This window comes from Kibdelosporangium aridum (assembly GCF_900176515.1).
GTDB lineage: Bacteria > Actinomycetota > Actinomycetes > Mycobacteriales > Pseudonocardiaceae > Kibdelosporangium > Kibdelosporangium aridum.
This window is the reverse complement of the sequence record NZ_FWXV01000001.1, coordinates 2131705-2147939: the sequence shown is the minus strand read 5'-3', so window position 1 is coordinate 2147939 and position 16235 is coordinate 2131705. Positions and strand designations below refer to the sequence as shown.

Below are 16235 nucleotides of genomic sequence, written 5' to 3'. Positions count from 1 at the left end.
CTTCAGTCAGAGTACTCCAGAGGGGGCGTTATGCGAAAGCTCGTCTACTACGTGGGCATCTCGCTCGACGGCTACATCGCAGGGCCGGGCGGGGAGATCGACTTCTACCCGGTGTCGGACGAATTCATGACCTGGATGTCCGAGAACTACCCGGAGACGCTGCCCACCCATGTCCGCAAGCACTTCGGCTTCGACGACGCGCCGAACAAGGCGTTCGACACGATGGTGATGGGACTCGGCACGTACCAACCTGCCTTGGACATCGGCGTCACCAACCCGTACGGCCATGTGAAGCAGTACGTGGTGTCGACGTCGTTGGAGAAGATCGACGACCCTGCCGTGACGCTGGTGCGGGACCCGTTGTCGCTGGTGCGGGAGCTCAAGCAAGGCGAAGGACTGGACGTCTGGTTCGCGGGTGGCGGCAAGCTGGCGGGTTCGGTGCTGCCGGAGATCGACCAGCTGGTGATCAAGAGCTACCCGGTGATAGCGGGCAAGGGCGTGCTCGCGGTCAACGGCGAGTTCCAGCCGACGCAGTTCACGCCGACCAGGCAGGTCTCGTTCGAAAACGGCGTGTACGTGACCTGGTTCGACCGGAAGTGAGGGAGCCCATGCGAAAGCTCGTCTACTACATGGCCGTCTCATTGGACGGATACATCGCGGGGCCCGGTGGGGAGTACGACTTCTATCCCACCACGGACGCCTATACGGCGTGGATGACCGAGCGGTTCCCGGACACGATACCGACTCGCTTCCGCGAAATGGTCGGGGTCGCGGACGTGCCGAACAAGAACTTCGACACCGTGATCATGGGGTTGGGGACATACCTGCCCGGCTTGGCTGACGGGATGACCAGCCCGTGGGCCAACCTGGAGCAGTATGTCGTGTCGACTTCGCTGGAGAAGATCGATGATCCCGCTGTGACGCTCGTGCGTGACCCGTTCGCGCTCGTGCGGGAGTTGAAACAGCGCGAGGGCAAGGACATCTGGCTTGCCGGTGCCGCGAAGCTGGCCGGTTCGTTGCTCTCCGAGATCGACCAATTGATCATCAAGCGGTATCCGGTGCTCGCCGGAGCCGGCATTCCCCTCATCACCGGGGAGTTCCAGCCGACGCAGTTCACGCCGACCGAGAACGTGTTGTGCGACAACGGCGCCTATGTGACGTGGTACGACCGGAAGCAGTAGTTCTCGAGCACTAGTCAAGTCGCTACTCGGGCCGTATGTGCGTTCGGTGACGCGTTCCTAGTCTCGGAATCGTGTTCATTCGTTTGGTGCTGGGCGTTTCGGTAGCGCTGATTGTGGTCGCGGTACCCGCGTCGGCACATGTGGTCAGTGCCGACGCGGGTCTGCGTGTGGCACAGACGATCTCGGGCACCGAGCTGACGGTCGTACTCAGGCGGACACCGGAGGTGCCCGGTCCGCTGCACGTGGATCTCATTGCCTACCAGCCGGTTCGTGATCTCACGATCGACCTTGCCGTAGCCGGGAGTGCCGGGACGGTCCGGCTCCACCGCGACCGGCCCGGCACGTATCCCGTTGTCCTGCAGGTGCAGAACGGCGGCCCGCATGAGCTGCTGCTCAAGGCCTCCGGCGAGGTCTCAGCGTTGCCTTTCGATGTCCGCGTTGCGCAGTCCGCCACCTGGGAACTGGTGGTGTACGGCGGTTTTGGTGCGACGGGTGTGTTGCTCGCGGCGGCGCTCGTCGCTGGCGCGCTGGCCCGCCGATGGACCGCTTTGTCCCTCGGCGGTATCGGTGTAGTCGCGATGGTCGTCGCGGCGACCGTTGCCGTGGTCTCGCCTCAGCTTGGCTCCGAAGTGCGTGATTCTGGCCGTCCCAACGCGCAGGGCTTTCTGTCGGTGACTCCGGCCCAGCCACGCGCGGGGGACGAGGTCACAGTCCGGTTCGAGCTCGTCGACGGATCGACAGGGCTGCCGGTGAACGACCTCGCCGTGCACCACGACGCACTCGCGCACCTGGTGATCACCAGCGAGGATGGCGAGTTCTTCACCCATGTCCATCCAATAAGGCCAGCCGGAGGCCGGCTGGAGACCCGGCTCATCGCCGCACGGCCGGGACGGTACCTGGCGTACCTCGATCTTGAACGGCTGGACGCAGGCGGCCAGTTGATCTCGGGGGCCTTCGACGTCGGCGGCCCTGCGCACGAGGCGTCCCCGCGAGCCGCTTCCTGGAGGTTTCCGGCAGGCCGTCCAGTCACCGTCGAGGTCGACACCGGCACAACCGGGCTGCAGCCGTGGCTGGGCATGGCCGGTCACATGATCACCCGTGACCACGCCGGGACCTTCTTCGGTCACGTGCACGAACAGAGCCCGATGTCCACATCGGACGGAACGGTCGCGCAGCATGGTCCGAAGCTGCGCTTCACAATGAGCTTTCCCAAGCCTGGCAAGTACTTCGCGTGGGTGCAGTACGTGCAGGACTTCAAGATCGTGACGGTCCCGCACGTGGTCGAGGTTTTCTCATGAAGCGCCCGCTCGTTCTGGCGGCCGCGGGTGTGGTCGCGATCGCCCTTCTGCTGCTCACTGTTCTGCCGAGTGCCGAACCGGTCAGGCTCACCAGCTCGGACGTGACCGTGCAGCTGGACAAGACCACTACTGGAACGGTTGTGGCGCAGGTGGAAACGCCGCCAGGAGTGGCCGCTGTGTCCGTGTTCGCGACGATGCCGCGCATGGGGCACCTGACTGGGGAAATCACCGCTGTGCGGGAGAAACCCGGCCTCTTCAAGGCGACAGGCGAGCTGTTCTCGATGCCGGGCTTGTGGGAGCTGAGTGTGCGAGCCGACGTCCGGGTCGTGACCTTCGAAATCACCGTGAAATAGGAGTTGGAGATGGTACCTAGGCGGCAAGTGGTCGGCGCGTGGTTGCTGCTGACCGGTTTCTGTTCGTTGTGGCTGGGGGTCGCGTGGGACGGGCAGTGGCACGTCGACGTCGGCCCGGACACGTTCTTCACCGCACCACACCTGATGTTCTATTTCGGGACCTCGCTGATCGGCCTGACCAGCCTGGTGGTCGTGCTGCGCAGCCAGCGGGACCCCGGAGTCAAGGTGCTGGGGCTGCGGGCTCCGGCCCCGTTCCTGGTCGCTGGTCTCGGCGCGGCCGGGCATCTGGTGTACGGCGCGGTTGACCTGTGGTGGCACACGATCTTCGGCTTCGACCTGCTGGAGAGCACCCCGTCGCACCTGAGCCTGCAGTTCGCCATGCAGATCCAGGCAATCGGGACGATCATGGCGTTCGCGGCGTTGCGGGAGACCCGGTCAGGTCTGTGGGGGCTGGCGTTGGCGGGTGCGGGCGGCGTCGCCGCGAGCTCGATCCTGCTCGACGGTTCGGTGTTCGGCATCAAGTTGTCCGCGATCACCGGTGCCGCGATCGCGGCATGGACGTTGTCGGTCATGGCCGGTGTGACGCGCAGCGCCTGGTGGATGGCAGCGCTGGGCCTGGCGTATGCGGCGTTGCACGCTGCCTCGTTCCTGTTCCCGCCGTGGGCGACCCAGCTGTACGCCGACGGAATCGACCAGCCGATCCGTGACAACGCACTGGGCGTACCGATGGTCGCTCTGGCGATGCCGCTGATCTTCCCGATCCTTGCCCTGCTCGGCGCGGGTGCCGTCCGGATCGCCAAACAACGTGAGATCGCGCCGCAGGTCGCCATGACGTGGTTGGGTGCTGCCGCCGGGTTGATAGCCGCGGTGACCATGAGCTTTCTCGATGACTTCCCGGGCAACGCCCTGCTGAACATCGTGGTCGTCACCGCGTTCGGAGCCCTCGGCGGCCGGTTCGGCTGGCAGTGCGCGGCGCTGCTGCGTCGGCTGAGCCCTCGGCAGGCGGTGGCGGTATGAGGCTACGAATCGCGCTCAGTGTGGCCGCTCTGTTGATCTTGTCGGCACCGGTCGCGTCGGCGCAGGTAGAGCCGTTGACGATCGTGCACAGCGAGCGGATCCCGTTGGGCAACAGCACGTTGACCGCGTCTTTCTCGGACTGGCCCATCAGAGCCGGGCGATCGCTAGACTTCACGTTCGAGCCCGCTGGGGGAATCGAAGGGCGCACCGGCACCGTGCGGGCGATCGCGCCGTCCGGGGAACCGAAGGCTCTGGGCATCGTGGGTCTCGACGGCGAGGCCGACATGAAGTTGCAGCGGCATCCGCAGGCGCGCCACGCGTGGGGGCTGGATGTCGTGGCATTACCCGAGGAGGGCATGTGGCGCTTCGAATTCACCGTGCCCGGGGTCGGGACAGGGACGCTGCCGGTCCTGGCGGGGCCGACGCCGGGCCCACCGGCGGCGCTGAGCTGGACGGTCGGCATGATCCCGTGGACGATCGCGTTGCTGTTGCTTGGCCGCAAGTGGTGGCGGGTGCGCAAGCAGGCCGTGCTGGCCTGGAGCGACTGAGCGACGGACTCATCGCGCTGCTGCCGCTGATGGTCGCCTGGCTGTCCATACTGGACGATCCGGTGGAGCCGCACACCGGGATCATGCTCGGGGTGGCGACGGCGCAGACGTTCACGCTCGTGTGGTGCCGCCGGTTGCCGCTGACGGTCCTGCTGATGGTGATGGCCCTGGAAACCGTGCTGGTCGTGCTGGACAATGAGATCTTCGTCGGAGTCCTCGCGGCGACGTTCGCACTGGGCACGTGGGGAAAGCCGGTGCAGCAACGAATCGGGCTCGCCATCGGCCTGACGTTGCTGGCCATCGGGATGTTCGTGAGCATCGTGGGTGGTTCGCAGCCGGGGTTCGCCGTGGTCGGCATCGTCTCGGTCGCGGTGATGTTCGTGGGGTTCTGGTCGAACGGACGGCTCGGCGCACGCCAGCGCTCCAGGATCCGCGAGCTCGAAGCCGAGCGGACACAGGTCGTCGAACGTGAAAGAGCCCTGCTGGCAAGGGAATTGCACGACATCCTGAACCACTCGGTGACCGCGATGGTCCTCGACGCCACCGCGGCTGCGGAGACCGGATCACCCGACGAGGCGCGAGAGACCCTGGACAGGGTCGCGCGGACCGGCCGCAACTCCCTCGCGGAGTTGCGGCGCTTGCTCGGCGTGTTGCGCGCCAACGCGTCCGCCACCGATCACGACCCCTTGATCGTGCCGCCCGGCCTCGCTCAGATCGACGAGCTGATCTCGTCGACTCCGCTGGAGATCACCTTGATACAGCAAGGAAAGGCCGGGTTACTGGACGCCAGCATCGAACACGCCGCCTATCGGGTGATCCAGGAGTCGCTGACGAACGTGATCAAACACGCCGGGCCAGTCGCGACAACTGTCTCGTTGTCCTTCGCGGCAGATCAACTGTCTGTTGTGGTTGTCAACGCGCCACGGGTGATCACGCCGAACCCTGGGACTGGCTTGGGTTTGGTCGGGATGCGTGAACGGGTTTCCCTTGTCGGAGGCACGCTTCATGCGGGGCCGTCTGCCGATGGCGGGTTCGAGGTGCGTGCTGTTCTGCCAGTGAGGAGCGTTGCGTGCTCCGCGTAGTCGTCTGCGATGACGAACAGTTGCTCAGGGAAGCGTTGACCAAGATCATCGACGCGGCGGCCGATCTGTCGGTTGTGGGCGTCGCGGCGAACGGGCAGGAAGCCGTGACCGCGGTCGATCAGCACGCGCCGGACGTCGTGCTGATGGACATCCGGATGCCCGTACTGGACGGGATCGAAGCGACCCGCCGGGTCTCAAGCCGCACACGAGTCCTCATCCTCACGACCTATGACCTCGACAGTTACGTCTATGCCGCCCTGCAGGCCGGTGCCAGCGGCTTCTTGCTGAAGGACGCGCCCAGCGAACGGCTGCGGGACGGCATTCGCATCGTTGCCGCAGGTCAGGCCGTGCTCGCGCCGGAGGCCACGGCGCGGATGATCACCGCGTTCCGTCCCGCGATGCCGACGGACGAAGATCAGGCGCTGCTGCGGGCGATCCAGGGCTTGTCACCGCGGGAACGCCAGGTCGGCGAGCTGATCGCCGCCGGGCTGGCCAACGACGAGATCGCGGAACGGCTGACCATCAGCCGGTACACGGTGAAGGTCCACGTGTCGAACATCCTGGGCAAACTCGGCGTCCCCGACCGGGTGCACGTGGTGCTGGCCTGGTCGCGGCTGCGCGGGCACGTCTGAACCGTTGACTTAACCCGCATGGGTCTGAAAACTTTGAAGCTGACCCTGCAAGAACGTAGCTAACAGTGCTCAATTTTGCGGCAGACGCGTCCTCGGCGTCTGCCTGTTCTTCCCTGCCCTCACAACAGAACAGAGGACACCATGAAACGTAAGCAGCGTCGCTTGCGGCTGGTCAGCGGCATCCTCGCAGCGGGTCTGCTCGCCGCAGGGATCTCGTCGAGTCCGGCGTTGGCGGCCGACGGCCCCAACCTGTCCATCGGCAAGACGGTCACGACGAGCGGTACCCAGGGTGGATACCCGGCAGGCAACGTCAATGACGGCAACGCTCAGACGTACTGGGAAAGCACGAACAACGCCCTCCCGCAATGGGTTCAAGTCGATCTCGGCACCAGCGTCAGCGTCAACCAGGTGATGCTGAAACTGCCTGGCTCGTGGGGCGCGCGCACGCAGACTCTCAGCGTGCAGGGCGGTACCGACGCCGCCACCTTCACCTCGTTGTCAGCCTCGGCCGGCCACGTGTTCTCGCCGTCCTCAGCCAACACGGTGACCATTGATTTCCCTGCGACGACCGTGCGCTACGTGCGGGTGCACGTCACCGCGAACACCGGCTGGCCGGCGGCACAGCTGTCGGAGTTCGAGATCTACGGGCCCGACAGCGAACCGCCTCCTGGCGGGGGAGAAGGCAACATAGCAGCGGGCAAGCCGGTCGAAGCCAACTCGCATGTGCACAACTTTGTCGCGGCCAACGCCAACGACAACAACGTGGGCACGTACTGGGAGTCCGCTGGTTTCGACGGAAACCTGACGGTCAAGCTGGGGTCGAACGCCGACATCAGCTCGGTGGTCGTCAAGCTCAACCCCGACCCGATCTGGGGACCGCGCACGCAGACCATTGAAGTCCTCGGCCGGGAACAGTCGGCGACCTCGTTCTCCTCGCTGAAAGCGTTGGCGCAGTACGCTTTCAACCCGTCATCCAGCAACACGGTGACCATTCCGGTGACCGGGCGGGTGGCCGATCTGAGACTGCGTTTCACGGCCAACACCGGCGCGCCTGGCGGACAGGTGGCCGAATTGCTGGTGATGGGAACGGCCGCGCCGAACCCGGACCTGACGGTCTCGGCGTTGTCCTGGACTCCGGCGTCGCCCTCGGAGACCGACACCATCACGGTCCGTGCGACTGTGCAGAACATCGGTACAGCCGCCGCGGGAGCGACCACGGTCAACGTCAGTCTCGGCGGCGTTGTCGCTGGTAGCGGCCCTGTTCCTGCTCTTGCTGCCGGTGCGTCGGCCACGGTCGCCGTGGACGTCGGCAGGCGTGCGATGGGCAGCTACCCGGTCACGTCGGTTGTTGATCCAAACAATGCAATTGTTGAACAAAATGATGGCAACAACAGCCTGACGTCGTCCACGCAGCTGGTCGTCGGCCAGGCGCCCGGCCCTGACCTGCTGATTACCAACATCACGTCGAACCCGCCCAACCCGGCGGTCGGGGCCTCCGTCACCTTCACGGTCTCCGTCAACAACCGCGGCACCACGGCGTCCGGCGCGACGACGGTGACGCGCCTGACCGTTGGTGGCACGACGTTGAACACCAATACGTCGTCCATCGCCGCCAGTGCGACCGTCAACGTCCCTGTCACCGGTAGCTGGACCGCCATAAGCGGCGGCGCCACGATCACCGCGACCGCTGACGCGACCAACGTCGTCACCGAGACGAACGAGAACAACAACTCCCTGTCGAAAGCGATCGTGGTGGGCCGCGGCGCGGCGTTGCCTTACGTCGAATACGAGGCAGAAGCCGCGAACTACCAAGGAACTCTGCTGCAGACCGACCCGCTGCGCACCTTCGGGCACACCAACTTCGCGACCGAGTCCTCCGGCCGTGAGTCGGTGCGGCTCAACAGCACGGGTCAGTTCGTCGAGTTCACGTCGGCCAACGCGGCGAACTCGATCGTCGTGCGCAACTCCATTCCGGACGCGCCCAGCGGCGGCGGTATCGACGCGACGATCAGCTTGTACATCAACGGGACGTTCGCCCAGAAGCTGTCGTTGTCGTCCAAGCACAGCTGGCTGTACGGAACCACAGACGATCCTGAAGGCCTGACGAACAGCCCGCAAGCCAACGCGCGCAGGCTGTTCGACGAATCACATGCCCTGCTGTCCACTTCGTACCCGCCGGGCACGAAGTTCCGGCTGCAGCGTGACGCTTCGGATACGGCCGCGTTCTACATCATCGACCTGATCGACCTCGAACAGGTCGCACCGCCGGCAAGCCAGCCGGCCGGCTGCACATCGATCACGTCGTACGGCGCGATCCCGAACGACGGCATCGACGACACCGCGGCGATCCAGAAAGCAGTGACCGACGACCAGAACGGCGTGATCAGCTGCGTGTGGATCCCGGCAGGGCAGTGGCGGCAGGAGCAGAAGATCCTGACCGACGACCCGCTTAACCGCGGGCAGTACAACCAGGTCGGGATCAGCAACGTGACGATCCGGGGCGCGGGCATGTGGCATTCGCAGCTGTACACGCTGACCGAGCCGCAGAACGCCGGTGGCATCAACCATCCGCACGAAGGCAACTTCGGCTTCGACATCGACAAGAACGTGCAGATCTCGGACATAGCGATCTTCGGATCGGGCCGCATCCGCGGCGGTGGGGGAGCGGAAGGCGGAGTGGGCCTCAACGGCCGCTTCGGCACCGGGACGAAGATCAGCAACGTCTGGATCGAACACGCGAACGTCGGCGTCTGGGTGGGAAGGGACTTCGACAACATCCCGGAGCTGTGGGGACCGGCGGACGGCCTGGAGTTCACCGGGATGCGGATTCGCAACACCTACGCGGACGGCATCAACTTCACCAACGGAACCCGCAACTCCCGCGTGTTCAACTCGTCCTTCCGGACAACGGGTGACGACTCGCTGGCGGTGTGGGCCAACAGGTACGTGAAGGACCCGGCGGTGGACATCGCGCACGACAACAGCTTCGTGAACAACACGATCCAACTGCCATGGCGCGCGAACGGAGCGGCGATCTACGGCGGCTACAACAACAAGATCGAGAACAACCTGATCTACGACATGATGAACTACCCGGGCATCATGCTGGCGACCGACCATGACCCGCTGCCCTTCAGCGGGCAGACGCTGATCGCCAACAACGGCCTGTACCGCGCCGGCGGCGTGTTCTGGGGCGAAGCGCAAAAGTTCGGCGCGATCACCCTGTTCGCCCAGAACCGCGACATCACCGGAGTGACGATCCGCGACACGGAAATCGTCGACTCGACGTATGACGGCATCCAGTTCAAGGGCGGCGGAGGCAACATGCCGAACGTCGCCATCACGAACGTCCGCATCGACAAGTCGAACAACGGCGCCGGAATCCTGGCGCAGGGAAGCGCAAGAGGAAGCGCTACCCTGAACAACGTGACCATCACGAATTCGGCCAACGGAAACATAGTGGTCGAACCAGGATCCAGCTTCACCATCACCGGAAGCTGATGTTGTCGGGGTGGGCCGGTCTGGCGGACCGGCCCACCTCTAGTAATCCAGATAGGACACTCTGACCTGTGCCGGAAGTTCGTCGAGCCCTTGGTATTCGCTCTCCGCGCCCTTCGTCAGCACCAAGACACGCAGGGTTCTCATGCCTGCCAGCGGTCGCAGGTCCCGCGCGGGCGAGCCGGTGAGGGAGAGTCCCTTCAATTTCAGGGCACTGAGCTGTGCGAGGTCGACCACGTTGGGCATGCTTCGCAGTCGCAGGTCCTCCAGCTCGGGAAACGCGTCGGCGATCTGGTCGATCAAGTCGTCGATGGGACAGTCCTGCAGGTGGAGGACTTCCAAGTGGCGGTGCTGGAGGATGGGGGCGGCGCTGGACAGATGGGGAATCGCGTAGAGCGCCAGGACCTCCAAGTCACGGATGGCCTTGAGACCCTCGAAGTTCCTGACGTTCCGCAGGTTGTTCAGAGCGAGGACTCTCAGATCGGGATGGTGTTCCAGGAAACGGATATCCGATCGTTCACTGGTTTGATAGAGGACCAGGTAGTCGAGCTTCGGCAGCCTGCGCAGTGCGGATACTCCGGTGTACCGGTGCGCTCCGCTCAACAAGATGGTCTGGAGCGCAGGGGACTGGGCGAGTGGGCGCAGGTCGATCGGGCCCGAGCACCCGTGTGCCCAGAAGTCGGTGATCGGGCGGCGCAGATCCGCGATGAACGCCAGGTCGGTGACCTTGTCGTGTTCGCGCAGCCTGATGCTGAGCTGGACGTCCTCGGGCAACCTGTCCAGATAGGGGAGGGCGTGGCGGTTGCGGATCTCGACCCGCTTGCCATCGAAGGTGACCCTTGCCAGAACTTCCTCGGCGTAGCGGGCCGGGTCGAAATACTGCCAGGCGTCGAGCAGCTCCTGCTGTACCACTGATCTTTTGTCAGCGGCGTAGCCGACCAGCCGGGTGAGTGCCTCCGAGTTGCACGTCAGAGCGGTTGCCCGGACGGTCGCGGCGGCGGCGGCCTCGGACAACTCGTCGAGTGTGCCAGGCAGATACCGCAGCACCCGGTGCCCCATCGCAGACAGCGACCTGGCCTCACGGATGCCCCTTGGTGGCACCAGACACTCATTGATCATGTTGTCGACGCGTTGCCGTACATCAGGATCGATGTCGGTGATCGTCTCGAGGCAGCCCGCGGCCAGCAGTCTCAAGTGGCGGGCGTGGCGGCGTTCGTTCTCCGCACGATCCAGTAGCGCTGTCAGCAGGTCGCGGACCTGGGAGCGCTTGGCGTGGCCGCACGCCATGACGATCGTCTCGCGCCACGCGTCGACGTGGGCGTGGCCTGCCAGCGTGTCGATGTGGTCTTCCTCGGTGGCTTCGCTGGCGGCCAGGTACTCCTGGAAAGTCCGGTGCACGAAGTCGACCCGGCCAGGCACCGGTTCGCGGATCACGCCACTGCGCTCCAGGAGGTGGTCCAGGACGTCGGCGGGCGGCGCGTCGACGTTCGGCATCGCCGGGAGCTTCCGGGTGACGTGGTCGAGTGCCTTCGCGCGACTGAGTTCGGTGCGGCTGCCGAGGGTGAGCCGCCACGCCAGATCGCGCAGCAGAACGGTCTTCTCCCGCACGTCGAGCAGCCCGGAGATCTGCCGTTCGGCGTCGCGCAGGTCGACGAGCATCGCGATCGCCGCCTGGTAGAGCTCCATCCGGTTGCGCGGAAGCTCAGCCGTGTGTGCGAGGTTCAACGCGCAGAGCATCGCGCACAACAGTGGGTTGGCGGCCAGTTGCCGCAGATGCGGCCGGGCATCGAGCTGGGCGAGCAGCCGCCGCTGTGCTTCGGCTGGGTCCCGGGGCAGAGACTCGGCAGCCGCTTCGTGCCAGCGGCTGAGGAACAGACGCACGTCACTCGCGGACATCTGTTCCAACATCACCGAGGAGAAGTCCTCCTCAGCGAGCCACCGCTCCTCAGCCGCCGCGGGCCGGGCGGTCACGACAACCCGGATGTCCGGGTACACCGCGACAAGCTCACCCAGCCAAGAACGGACCGCGATCCGTTGACGAGGTGGTACTTCGTCAACGCCGTCGACAAGCACGAGTGCGTGACCAGACCGGAGGCATCGATGCACCCACCCTTCCGGCATGATCCCGGCCAGCCAGCTCGCCGCGTGATCAAGGAATTGTTCCGGCCTTGGCAGATCCGCACCGACGTACCGGCGCAACCGGATCGGGAACGGCACACACCCGTTCCAGTCCGCCAGAGCCTCGGTGAATCCCTTCCTGGCCGCGGTGACAGCGATCCAGTCGAGCAACGTCGTCTTGCCTGAACCGGCTTCACCCCGCACCAGTGTGCGCCGCGCCGCGCCGATGGCGGCTTCCACCCGGACTGTGCTTGTCTGGTCCCGGTCCACGCCGTGGCCGAACCACTGCTTGGCGAGACTGTCCGGACTGTGGGCTGGACTGTCCCGCTCGGACACGGTCAGGCTGAGGTACGCGACGCTCAACGCCAACCGCGGCCGGTTGCGCATGCTGAGGCCCAGCAGCTCAAGGCGATCAAGGCGGTCGGCGAGATAACGCAGGTACTCGGCCTCGAACTCCTCGTCATGCGTCGTGCCGCGTGGGGCGTCCAGGCTGGTACGCGGTGTGTGGGCCAGGATGTCCGTGACCTGAGCGACCACTGTGGACAGACGATCCAGCACCTCCGTCAATGCTCGTGGCTGGAACGCGGGCAGCTGGCGGACCACCGACACCAGGTACCGGCAGCCCTGGTCGAGGAGCCGTTCGTACAACACGACACCGGCCGGGGAGAGTCCGGCGCCTCGGGGCACGGTCCGGCGGATGCCGCGGGCCAGGATCTCCGGGTCGGCGTCCGCCGCGAACAGCGCTTCGTCGGACAAGTCCGTGGCCTGCAGCGCTTCGACCGCGGCCGCCGCCGCTGCCGCGACCTCGTTGTCTGGCAGGTCTCTGAACTCCACGGCAAGGAACGACTCGAGTTGTTCGGCCGCGCCGAGTCCGATGCTTTCGAGTGCGTTGGCCAGCTTGCCGCGACTCAGTGGGCTGCTCAGTTCAGCTGCTGCCAGCTCGGCGAGGCTCGACGCGCGCTCGCCCGCTGCGCGTCGGCGCCGAAGCCATTCACGGGCGGCGTGTTGTGCGACGGCTTGTCCGACCTTGACCGCTGCGGCTTCCAGTCCGATGAGTCGACTCCCTCGAACGACGCGTGCATCCTTCTGTCGTCCGCGCAGCGCCACGGGTTACCGGTTTAACCTGAACGGCGGAAGGCTTGGAACTCGTGCTCCTCGACGTAGAAGACCACGAGCACGTCGGTCGAGACGTACCACCGGTCGCATTGGCCGGACAACTCCACGAAATCCCGCATCCAGCCCGCGACGTCCGGGGCGGTCACCGGCAAGGTGGCATCGGGGACGGCTGTCGTGGGGCGCGTGGCGTCGAGCGCGGGACGGACCCAGCCGGGCAGTGCGGCCCCCACTGGACGAAATCGCCGGGCTCCAATGTGGACAACCGATTGTGCGGGGTCTTGGCCCGCATCAACTTCAACGCGCCGGTTCTGGGCCTCGGATCGCATCCAGACGATCATACCGCTGTCCGGGCAGGCGCGGATAATCAATCGCAGTATCGGCCGCGAGACGGCACCATGGGCGGTTCCGCTGTTTTTGGAAGGGGAAGCATGACAGCGCGCCGACAAGCTCTCTTGCTGGCACTCCGATACTACTGGAACGAACTGGTCCGGCTCAGACGATATTCCCTGCCCGCACTCATCTTTCCCGCCCTCGGCAACACCTGCATCCTGTACATCGCCCCGCTCGTCGTCGCGCAGCTGGCCGGTCATCTGGCTGACGGCGGTACGGACGTCCTGCCGTATGTCGCGGCGTTCTTCGGGTTGATGCTGCTCGCCGAGGTGTTCTGGCGCATCGGCATCCACATGCTCAACCGCGCCGAAGTGCTGGGCAGCGAAAACCTCAACACGGTCGGCATGAACGCCCTCTTGGCCAAGGATGTGGCGTTCTTCCACGACAACTTCGCCGGTTCGCTGACCAAGCGGGAGCTCAGCTTCGCCAGCCGGTTCGTGGACATCGTCGACACTATGGCCTTCTCAGTCGTCGCGAGCATCATCCCGCTCGGCTTCGCGTCGGTCGTGCTGTGGACGTACGACCCGCTTCTCGTGCTGCTGCTGCTCGGCATGATCGCGATCACCGGGCTGCTCATCGCGCCGATGATCCGGCGGCGGCAGGAGATGGTGGACAACCGGGAGGCCGCCATCGCGAGGGTCTCCGGGCACGTCGCCGACAGCTTGACCAATATGGAAACCGTGCGCGCCTTCGCCGCCGAGGACCGGGAAGCGGCCGAGCACAAGGCGCGAGTCGCCGAGTACCGCAGGCTCGCACTGCGCGCGTGGGACTACGCCAACCTCAAGATCGACATGGTGGTCGCGCCGCTTTTGGTGCTCACCAACGCTTTGGGGCTGTTCATCGCGGTCAGCCTCGGCAACCTCGGGGTCGAGGAGGTGGTGGTGACGTTCACGTACTTCACCGCCGCGACCCGGATCATGTTCGAGTTCAACTCGATCTACCGGCGGCTGGAGAGCTCGCTGACCGAGGCGGCCCAGTTCACCGAGCTGCTGCTGGACCCGCCGACCGTGCTGGACCCCGACGACCCCGAGAAACTCGAGCACACGGGAGCGGAAGTCCGGTTCGACAACGTCTGCTTCACGCACGCTGGAACGTCGTCGCCGCTGTTCACCGGGCTGAACCTGACTGTGCCGAGTGGAACGAAGGTCGGCCTGGTCGGCCGGTCCGGCGGCGGCAAGAGCACGCTGACCAAGCTGCTGTTGCGCATGATGGACATCGAGGGCGGCCGGATCCTGATCGGCGATCAGGACATCAGCAAGCTGAAGCAGGCCGACGTGCGTAGTCTCATCGCGTACGTCCCGCAGGATCCGGCGATGTTCCACCGGACGCTCAAGCAGAACATCGCGTTCGCCCGGCCGGACGCCACTGACGAGGAGATCGTGCGCGCGGCCAAAGCCGCACACGTCACCGAGTTCGCGGCCGATCTGCCGCAAGGGTTCGACACCCTTGTCGGCGAGCGAGGCGTGAAACTGTCCGGCGGGCAACGGCAACGGGTCGCCCTTGCCCGCGCGATCCTGCGAGACGCTCCGATCCTGCTGCTCGACGAGGCCACGAGCGCGCTGGACTCGGAGAGCGAAATCCTTGTCCAGCAAGCACTCTGGCGCCTGATGGAAGGACGGACGGCGATTGTGGTCGCACACCGGCTGAGCACGGTCGCGCAGATGGACCAACTCGTCGTGCTGGACCGCGGCGAGATCGTCGAGCAAGGCAGTCACGCCGAACTGCTTGGGCTCGGCGGCACCTACGCCAGGCTCTGGCAACACCAGTCCGGCGGCTTCCTCGACGACACCGAGGAAGCGGTCAGTCGGTAAGCACGTCCAGCCGGGTCATCCCGTTGAGGAGCAGGTTCGGATACCGGGCTGGCTCCTCGGCGGGATCGGCCAGCCGTAACGTCGGGAAGCGGTCCAGCAGGTCGTTGATCGCGATCCGCGCCTCCAGCCGGGCCAGCGGTGCGCCCAGACAGTGGTGGATCCCGTGCCCGAAAGCCATGTGCTGGTTGTCCTCGCGGGTGATGTCCAGCGTGTCGGGGGAGGAGAACCGGTTCGCGTCGCGGTTCGCCGTCCACACAGTCGGCAGCACGACCTCGCCTGGCTGGATCGTGACATCACCGATCTGCACGGGCGCGTTGGCCTTCGCCGGGAACGTGATCATGGCGGGACTGTCGTAGCGCAGCAGTTCTTCGACGGCGGCAGGCAGCAACGATCGATCGGCCCGCAGCTTCGTCAGCTGATCGGGATGGCGGAGCAGGTTGTAGATGCCGGTGGCGATCAGGTTGACCGTGGTCTCGTGGCCCGCGACGAGCAGCAGGTACACCATGGACGTGAGCTCGTCGTCGGACAGCTTGTCGCCGCCGTCCCGGACCGCGATCAACTCGGACAGCAGATCCTCGCCCGGCTCGGAGCGCTTCTCTTCGATCAGGCCACGCAAGAGGTCGGCCATTTCGGAGATCGCTGCGATGTAGTCCTCAGGGGTGTGCAGCGGACCGCTCGTCGCGATCGAGGACAGCCTGCGGAAATCGTCGCGCAGGTCCGTCGGCACACCGATCATTTCGGAGATCACCGTGATCGGCAGCGGGTAGCTGTACTGGCTGACCAGATCGAACCGGGAGCCCTCGATGCTGTCCAGCAGCGACGCGCTGATCTGCTTGATCCGCGGCTCGAGCCCGTCGATCCGGCGACGGGTGAACACCGCCGAGACCAGTTTGCGCAGCCGGGTGTGGTCAGGCGGGTTGGCCATCAGCATGTGCTGATTCATCGCGGCGACCAGCTCGGCGGGGACGTGGTCCTGGTGCGGGCCTTCGGTGAACGACTTGACGATGTTCGGGTTCGTCAGTGCCTGACGTGCCTCCGCGTGTCCGGTCACCAGCCACACGGTTACGCCGGTGAAAAGCGTGACCTTCTGCACCGGTCCGTTCTCGATCAGCGAGGCGAAACCGGCATACCGGTCCGTTGTGGTCGTTGCGGTGAATGGATCGACGTCGTTCACCAGTTCACCCTAGCCCC

13 protein-coding genes are annotated in these 16235 nt (G+C 65.4%); 10 read left to right on the top strand and 3 right to left on the bottom strand.

Annotated features, from left to right (window positions below; translation table 11 throughout):
- Nucleotides 1-30: 30 nt before the first annotated feature.
- The 9 genes from B9C43_RS09255 to B9C43_RS09215 all read left to right on the top strand — a co-directional run bounded on the left by B9C43_RS09255 (nucleotide 31) and on the right by B9C43_RS09215 (nucleotide 9612).
- Nucleotides 31-600 (top strand): dihydrofolate reductase family protein, encoded by a 570-nt coding sequence (locus B9C43_RS09255; RefSeq protein WP_033387306.1) that lies wholly within the window; start codon nucleotides 31-33, stop codon nucleotides 598-600.
- 8 nt (nucleotides 601-608) lie between these two features.
- The gene (locus B9C43_RS09250) at nucleotides 609-1181 is read left to right on the top strand and encodes a dihydrofolate reductase family protein (protein WP_084425463.1); all 573 of its coding nucleotides are present in this window, start codon (nucleotides 609-611) and stop codon (nucleotides 1179-1181) included.
- A 71-nt stretch (nucleotides 1182-1252) separates the two neighbouring features.
- The gene (locus B9C43_RS09245) at nucleotides 1253-2479 is read left to right on the top strand and encodes a hypothetical protein (RefSeq protein WP_084425462.1); all 1227 of its coding nucleotides are present in this window, start codon (nucleotides 1253-1255) and stop codon (nucleotides 2477-2479) included.
- On the top strand, nucleotides 2476-2832 hold the full coding sequence (locus tag B9C43_RS09240; protein WP_084425461.1) for a FixH family protein: 357 nt from the start codon (nucleotides 2476-2478) through the stop codon (nucleotides 2830-2832). The genes B9C43_RS09245 and B9C43_RS09240 overlap by 4 nt, the downstream gene beginning before the upstream one ends.
- 9 nt (nucleotides 2833-2841) lie before the next feature.
- Entirely contained in the window at nucleotides 2842-3849 is a 1008-nt protein-coding gene (locus B9C43_RS09235) for a hypothetical protein (RefSeq protein ID WP_143446195.1), read from the top strand.
- The gene (locus tag B9C43_RS09230; RefSeq protein WP_033387287.1) at nucleotides 3846-4397 is read left to right on the top strand and encodes a hypothetical protein; all 552 of its coding nucleotides are present in this window, start codon (nucleotides 3846-3848) and stop codon (nucleotides 4395-4397) included. Before B9C43_RS09235 ends, B9C43_RS09230 begins: the two co-directional genes overlap by 4 nt.
- On the top strand, nucleotides 4319-5479 hold the full coding sequence (locus B9C43_RS09225) for a sensor histidine kinase (RefSeq protein ID WP_160096424.1): 1161 nt from the start codon (nucleotides 4319-4321) through the stop codon (nucleotides 5477-5479). The genes B9C43_RS09230 and B9C43_RS09225 overlap by 79 nt, the downstream gene beginning before the upstream one ends.
- The gene (locus B9C43_RS09220; protein WP_084425458.1) at nucleotides 5467-6111 is read left to right on the top strand and encodes a response regulator; all 645 of its coding nucleotides are present in this window, start codon (nucleotides 5467-5469) and stop codon (nucleotides 6109-6111) included. Before B9C43_RS09225 ends, B9C43_RS09220 begins: the two co-directional genes overlap by 13 nt.
- A gap of 141 nt (nucleotides 6112-6252) precedes the next feature.
- Nucleotides 6253-9612, top strand: a complete 3360-nt coding sequence (locus B9C43_RS09215; RefSeq protein ID WP_084425457.1) for a CARDB domain-containing protein — start codon at nucleotides 6253-6255, stop codon at nucleotides 9610-9612.
- 39 nt (nucleotides 9613-9651) lie between these two features.
- Here B9C43_RS09215 and B9C43_RS09210 read toward each other — a convergent pair whose 3' ends face one another.
- Together B9C43_RS09210 and B9C43_RS09205 are read right to left on the bottom strand one after the other, a co-directional pair.
- Complete coding sequence (locus B9C43_RS09210) at nucleotides 9652-12834, bottom strand: NACHT domain-containing protein (protein WP_143446194.1); 3183 nt, start codon at nucleotides 12832-12834, stop codon at nucleotides 9652-9654.
- An 11-nt stretch (nucleotides 12835-12845) separates the two neighbouring features.
- Nucleotides 12846-13073, bottom strand: a complete 228-nt coding sequence (locus B9C43_RS09205; protein ID WP_084425456.1) for a hypothetical protein — start codon at nucleotides 13071-13073, stop codon at nucleotides 12846-12848.
- 198 nt (nucleotides 13074-13271) lie between these two features.
- On the opposite strand from B9C43_RS09205, the gene B9C43_RS09200 reads away from it, so the two are divergent.
- Nucleotides 13272-15044, top strand: coding sequence for an ABC transporter ATP-binding protein (locus tag B9C43_RS09200; RefSeq protein ID WP_235038505.1), 1773 nt, complete (start codon nucleotides 13272-13274; stop codon nucleotides 15042-15044).
- Here the strand turns inward: B9C43_RS09200 and B9C43_RS09195 are convergent.
- On the bottom strand, nucleotides 15034-16218 hold the full coding sequence (locus B9C43_RS09195) for a cytochrome P450 family protein (protein WP_200825468.1): 1185 nt from the start codon (nucleotides 16216-16218) through the stop codon (nucleotides 15034-15036). The genes B9C43_RS09200 and B9C43_RS09195 overlap by 11 nt on opposite strands.
- Nucleotides 16219-16235 lie beyond the last annotated feature (17 nt).

Coding starts and splice junctions, on each gene's coding strand:
- B9C43_RS09230 (WP_033387287.1), top strand. CDS start 3,846: ATGAGGCTACGAATCGCGCTCAGTGTGGCCGCTCTGTTGATCTTGTCG.
- B9C43_RS09240 (WP_084425461.1), top strand. CDS start 2,476: ATGAAGCGCCCGCTCGTTCTGGCGGCCGCGGGTGTGGTCGCGATCGCC.
- B9C43_RS09215 (WP_084425457.1), top strand. CDS start 6,253: ATGAAACGTAAGCAGCGTCGCTTGCGGCTGGTCAGCGGCATCCTCGCA.
- B9C43_RS09200 (WP_235038505.1), top strand. CDS start 13,272: ATGACAGCGCGCCGACAAGCTCTCTTGCTGGCACTCCGATACTACTGG.
- B9C43_RS09235 (WP_143446195.1), top strand. CDS start 2,842: ATGGTACCTAGGCGGCAAGTGGTCGGCGCGTGGTTGCTGCTGACCGGT.
- B9C43_RS09255 (WP_033387306.1), top strand. CDS start 31: ATGCGAAAGCTCGTCTACTACGTGGGCATCTCGCTCGACGGCTACATC.
- B9C43_RS09250 (WP_084425463.1), top strand. CDS start 609: ATGCGAAAGCTCGTCTACTACATGGCCGTCTCATTGGACGGATACATC.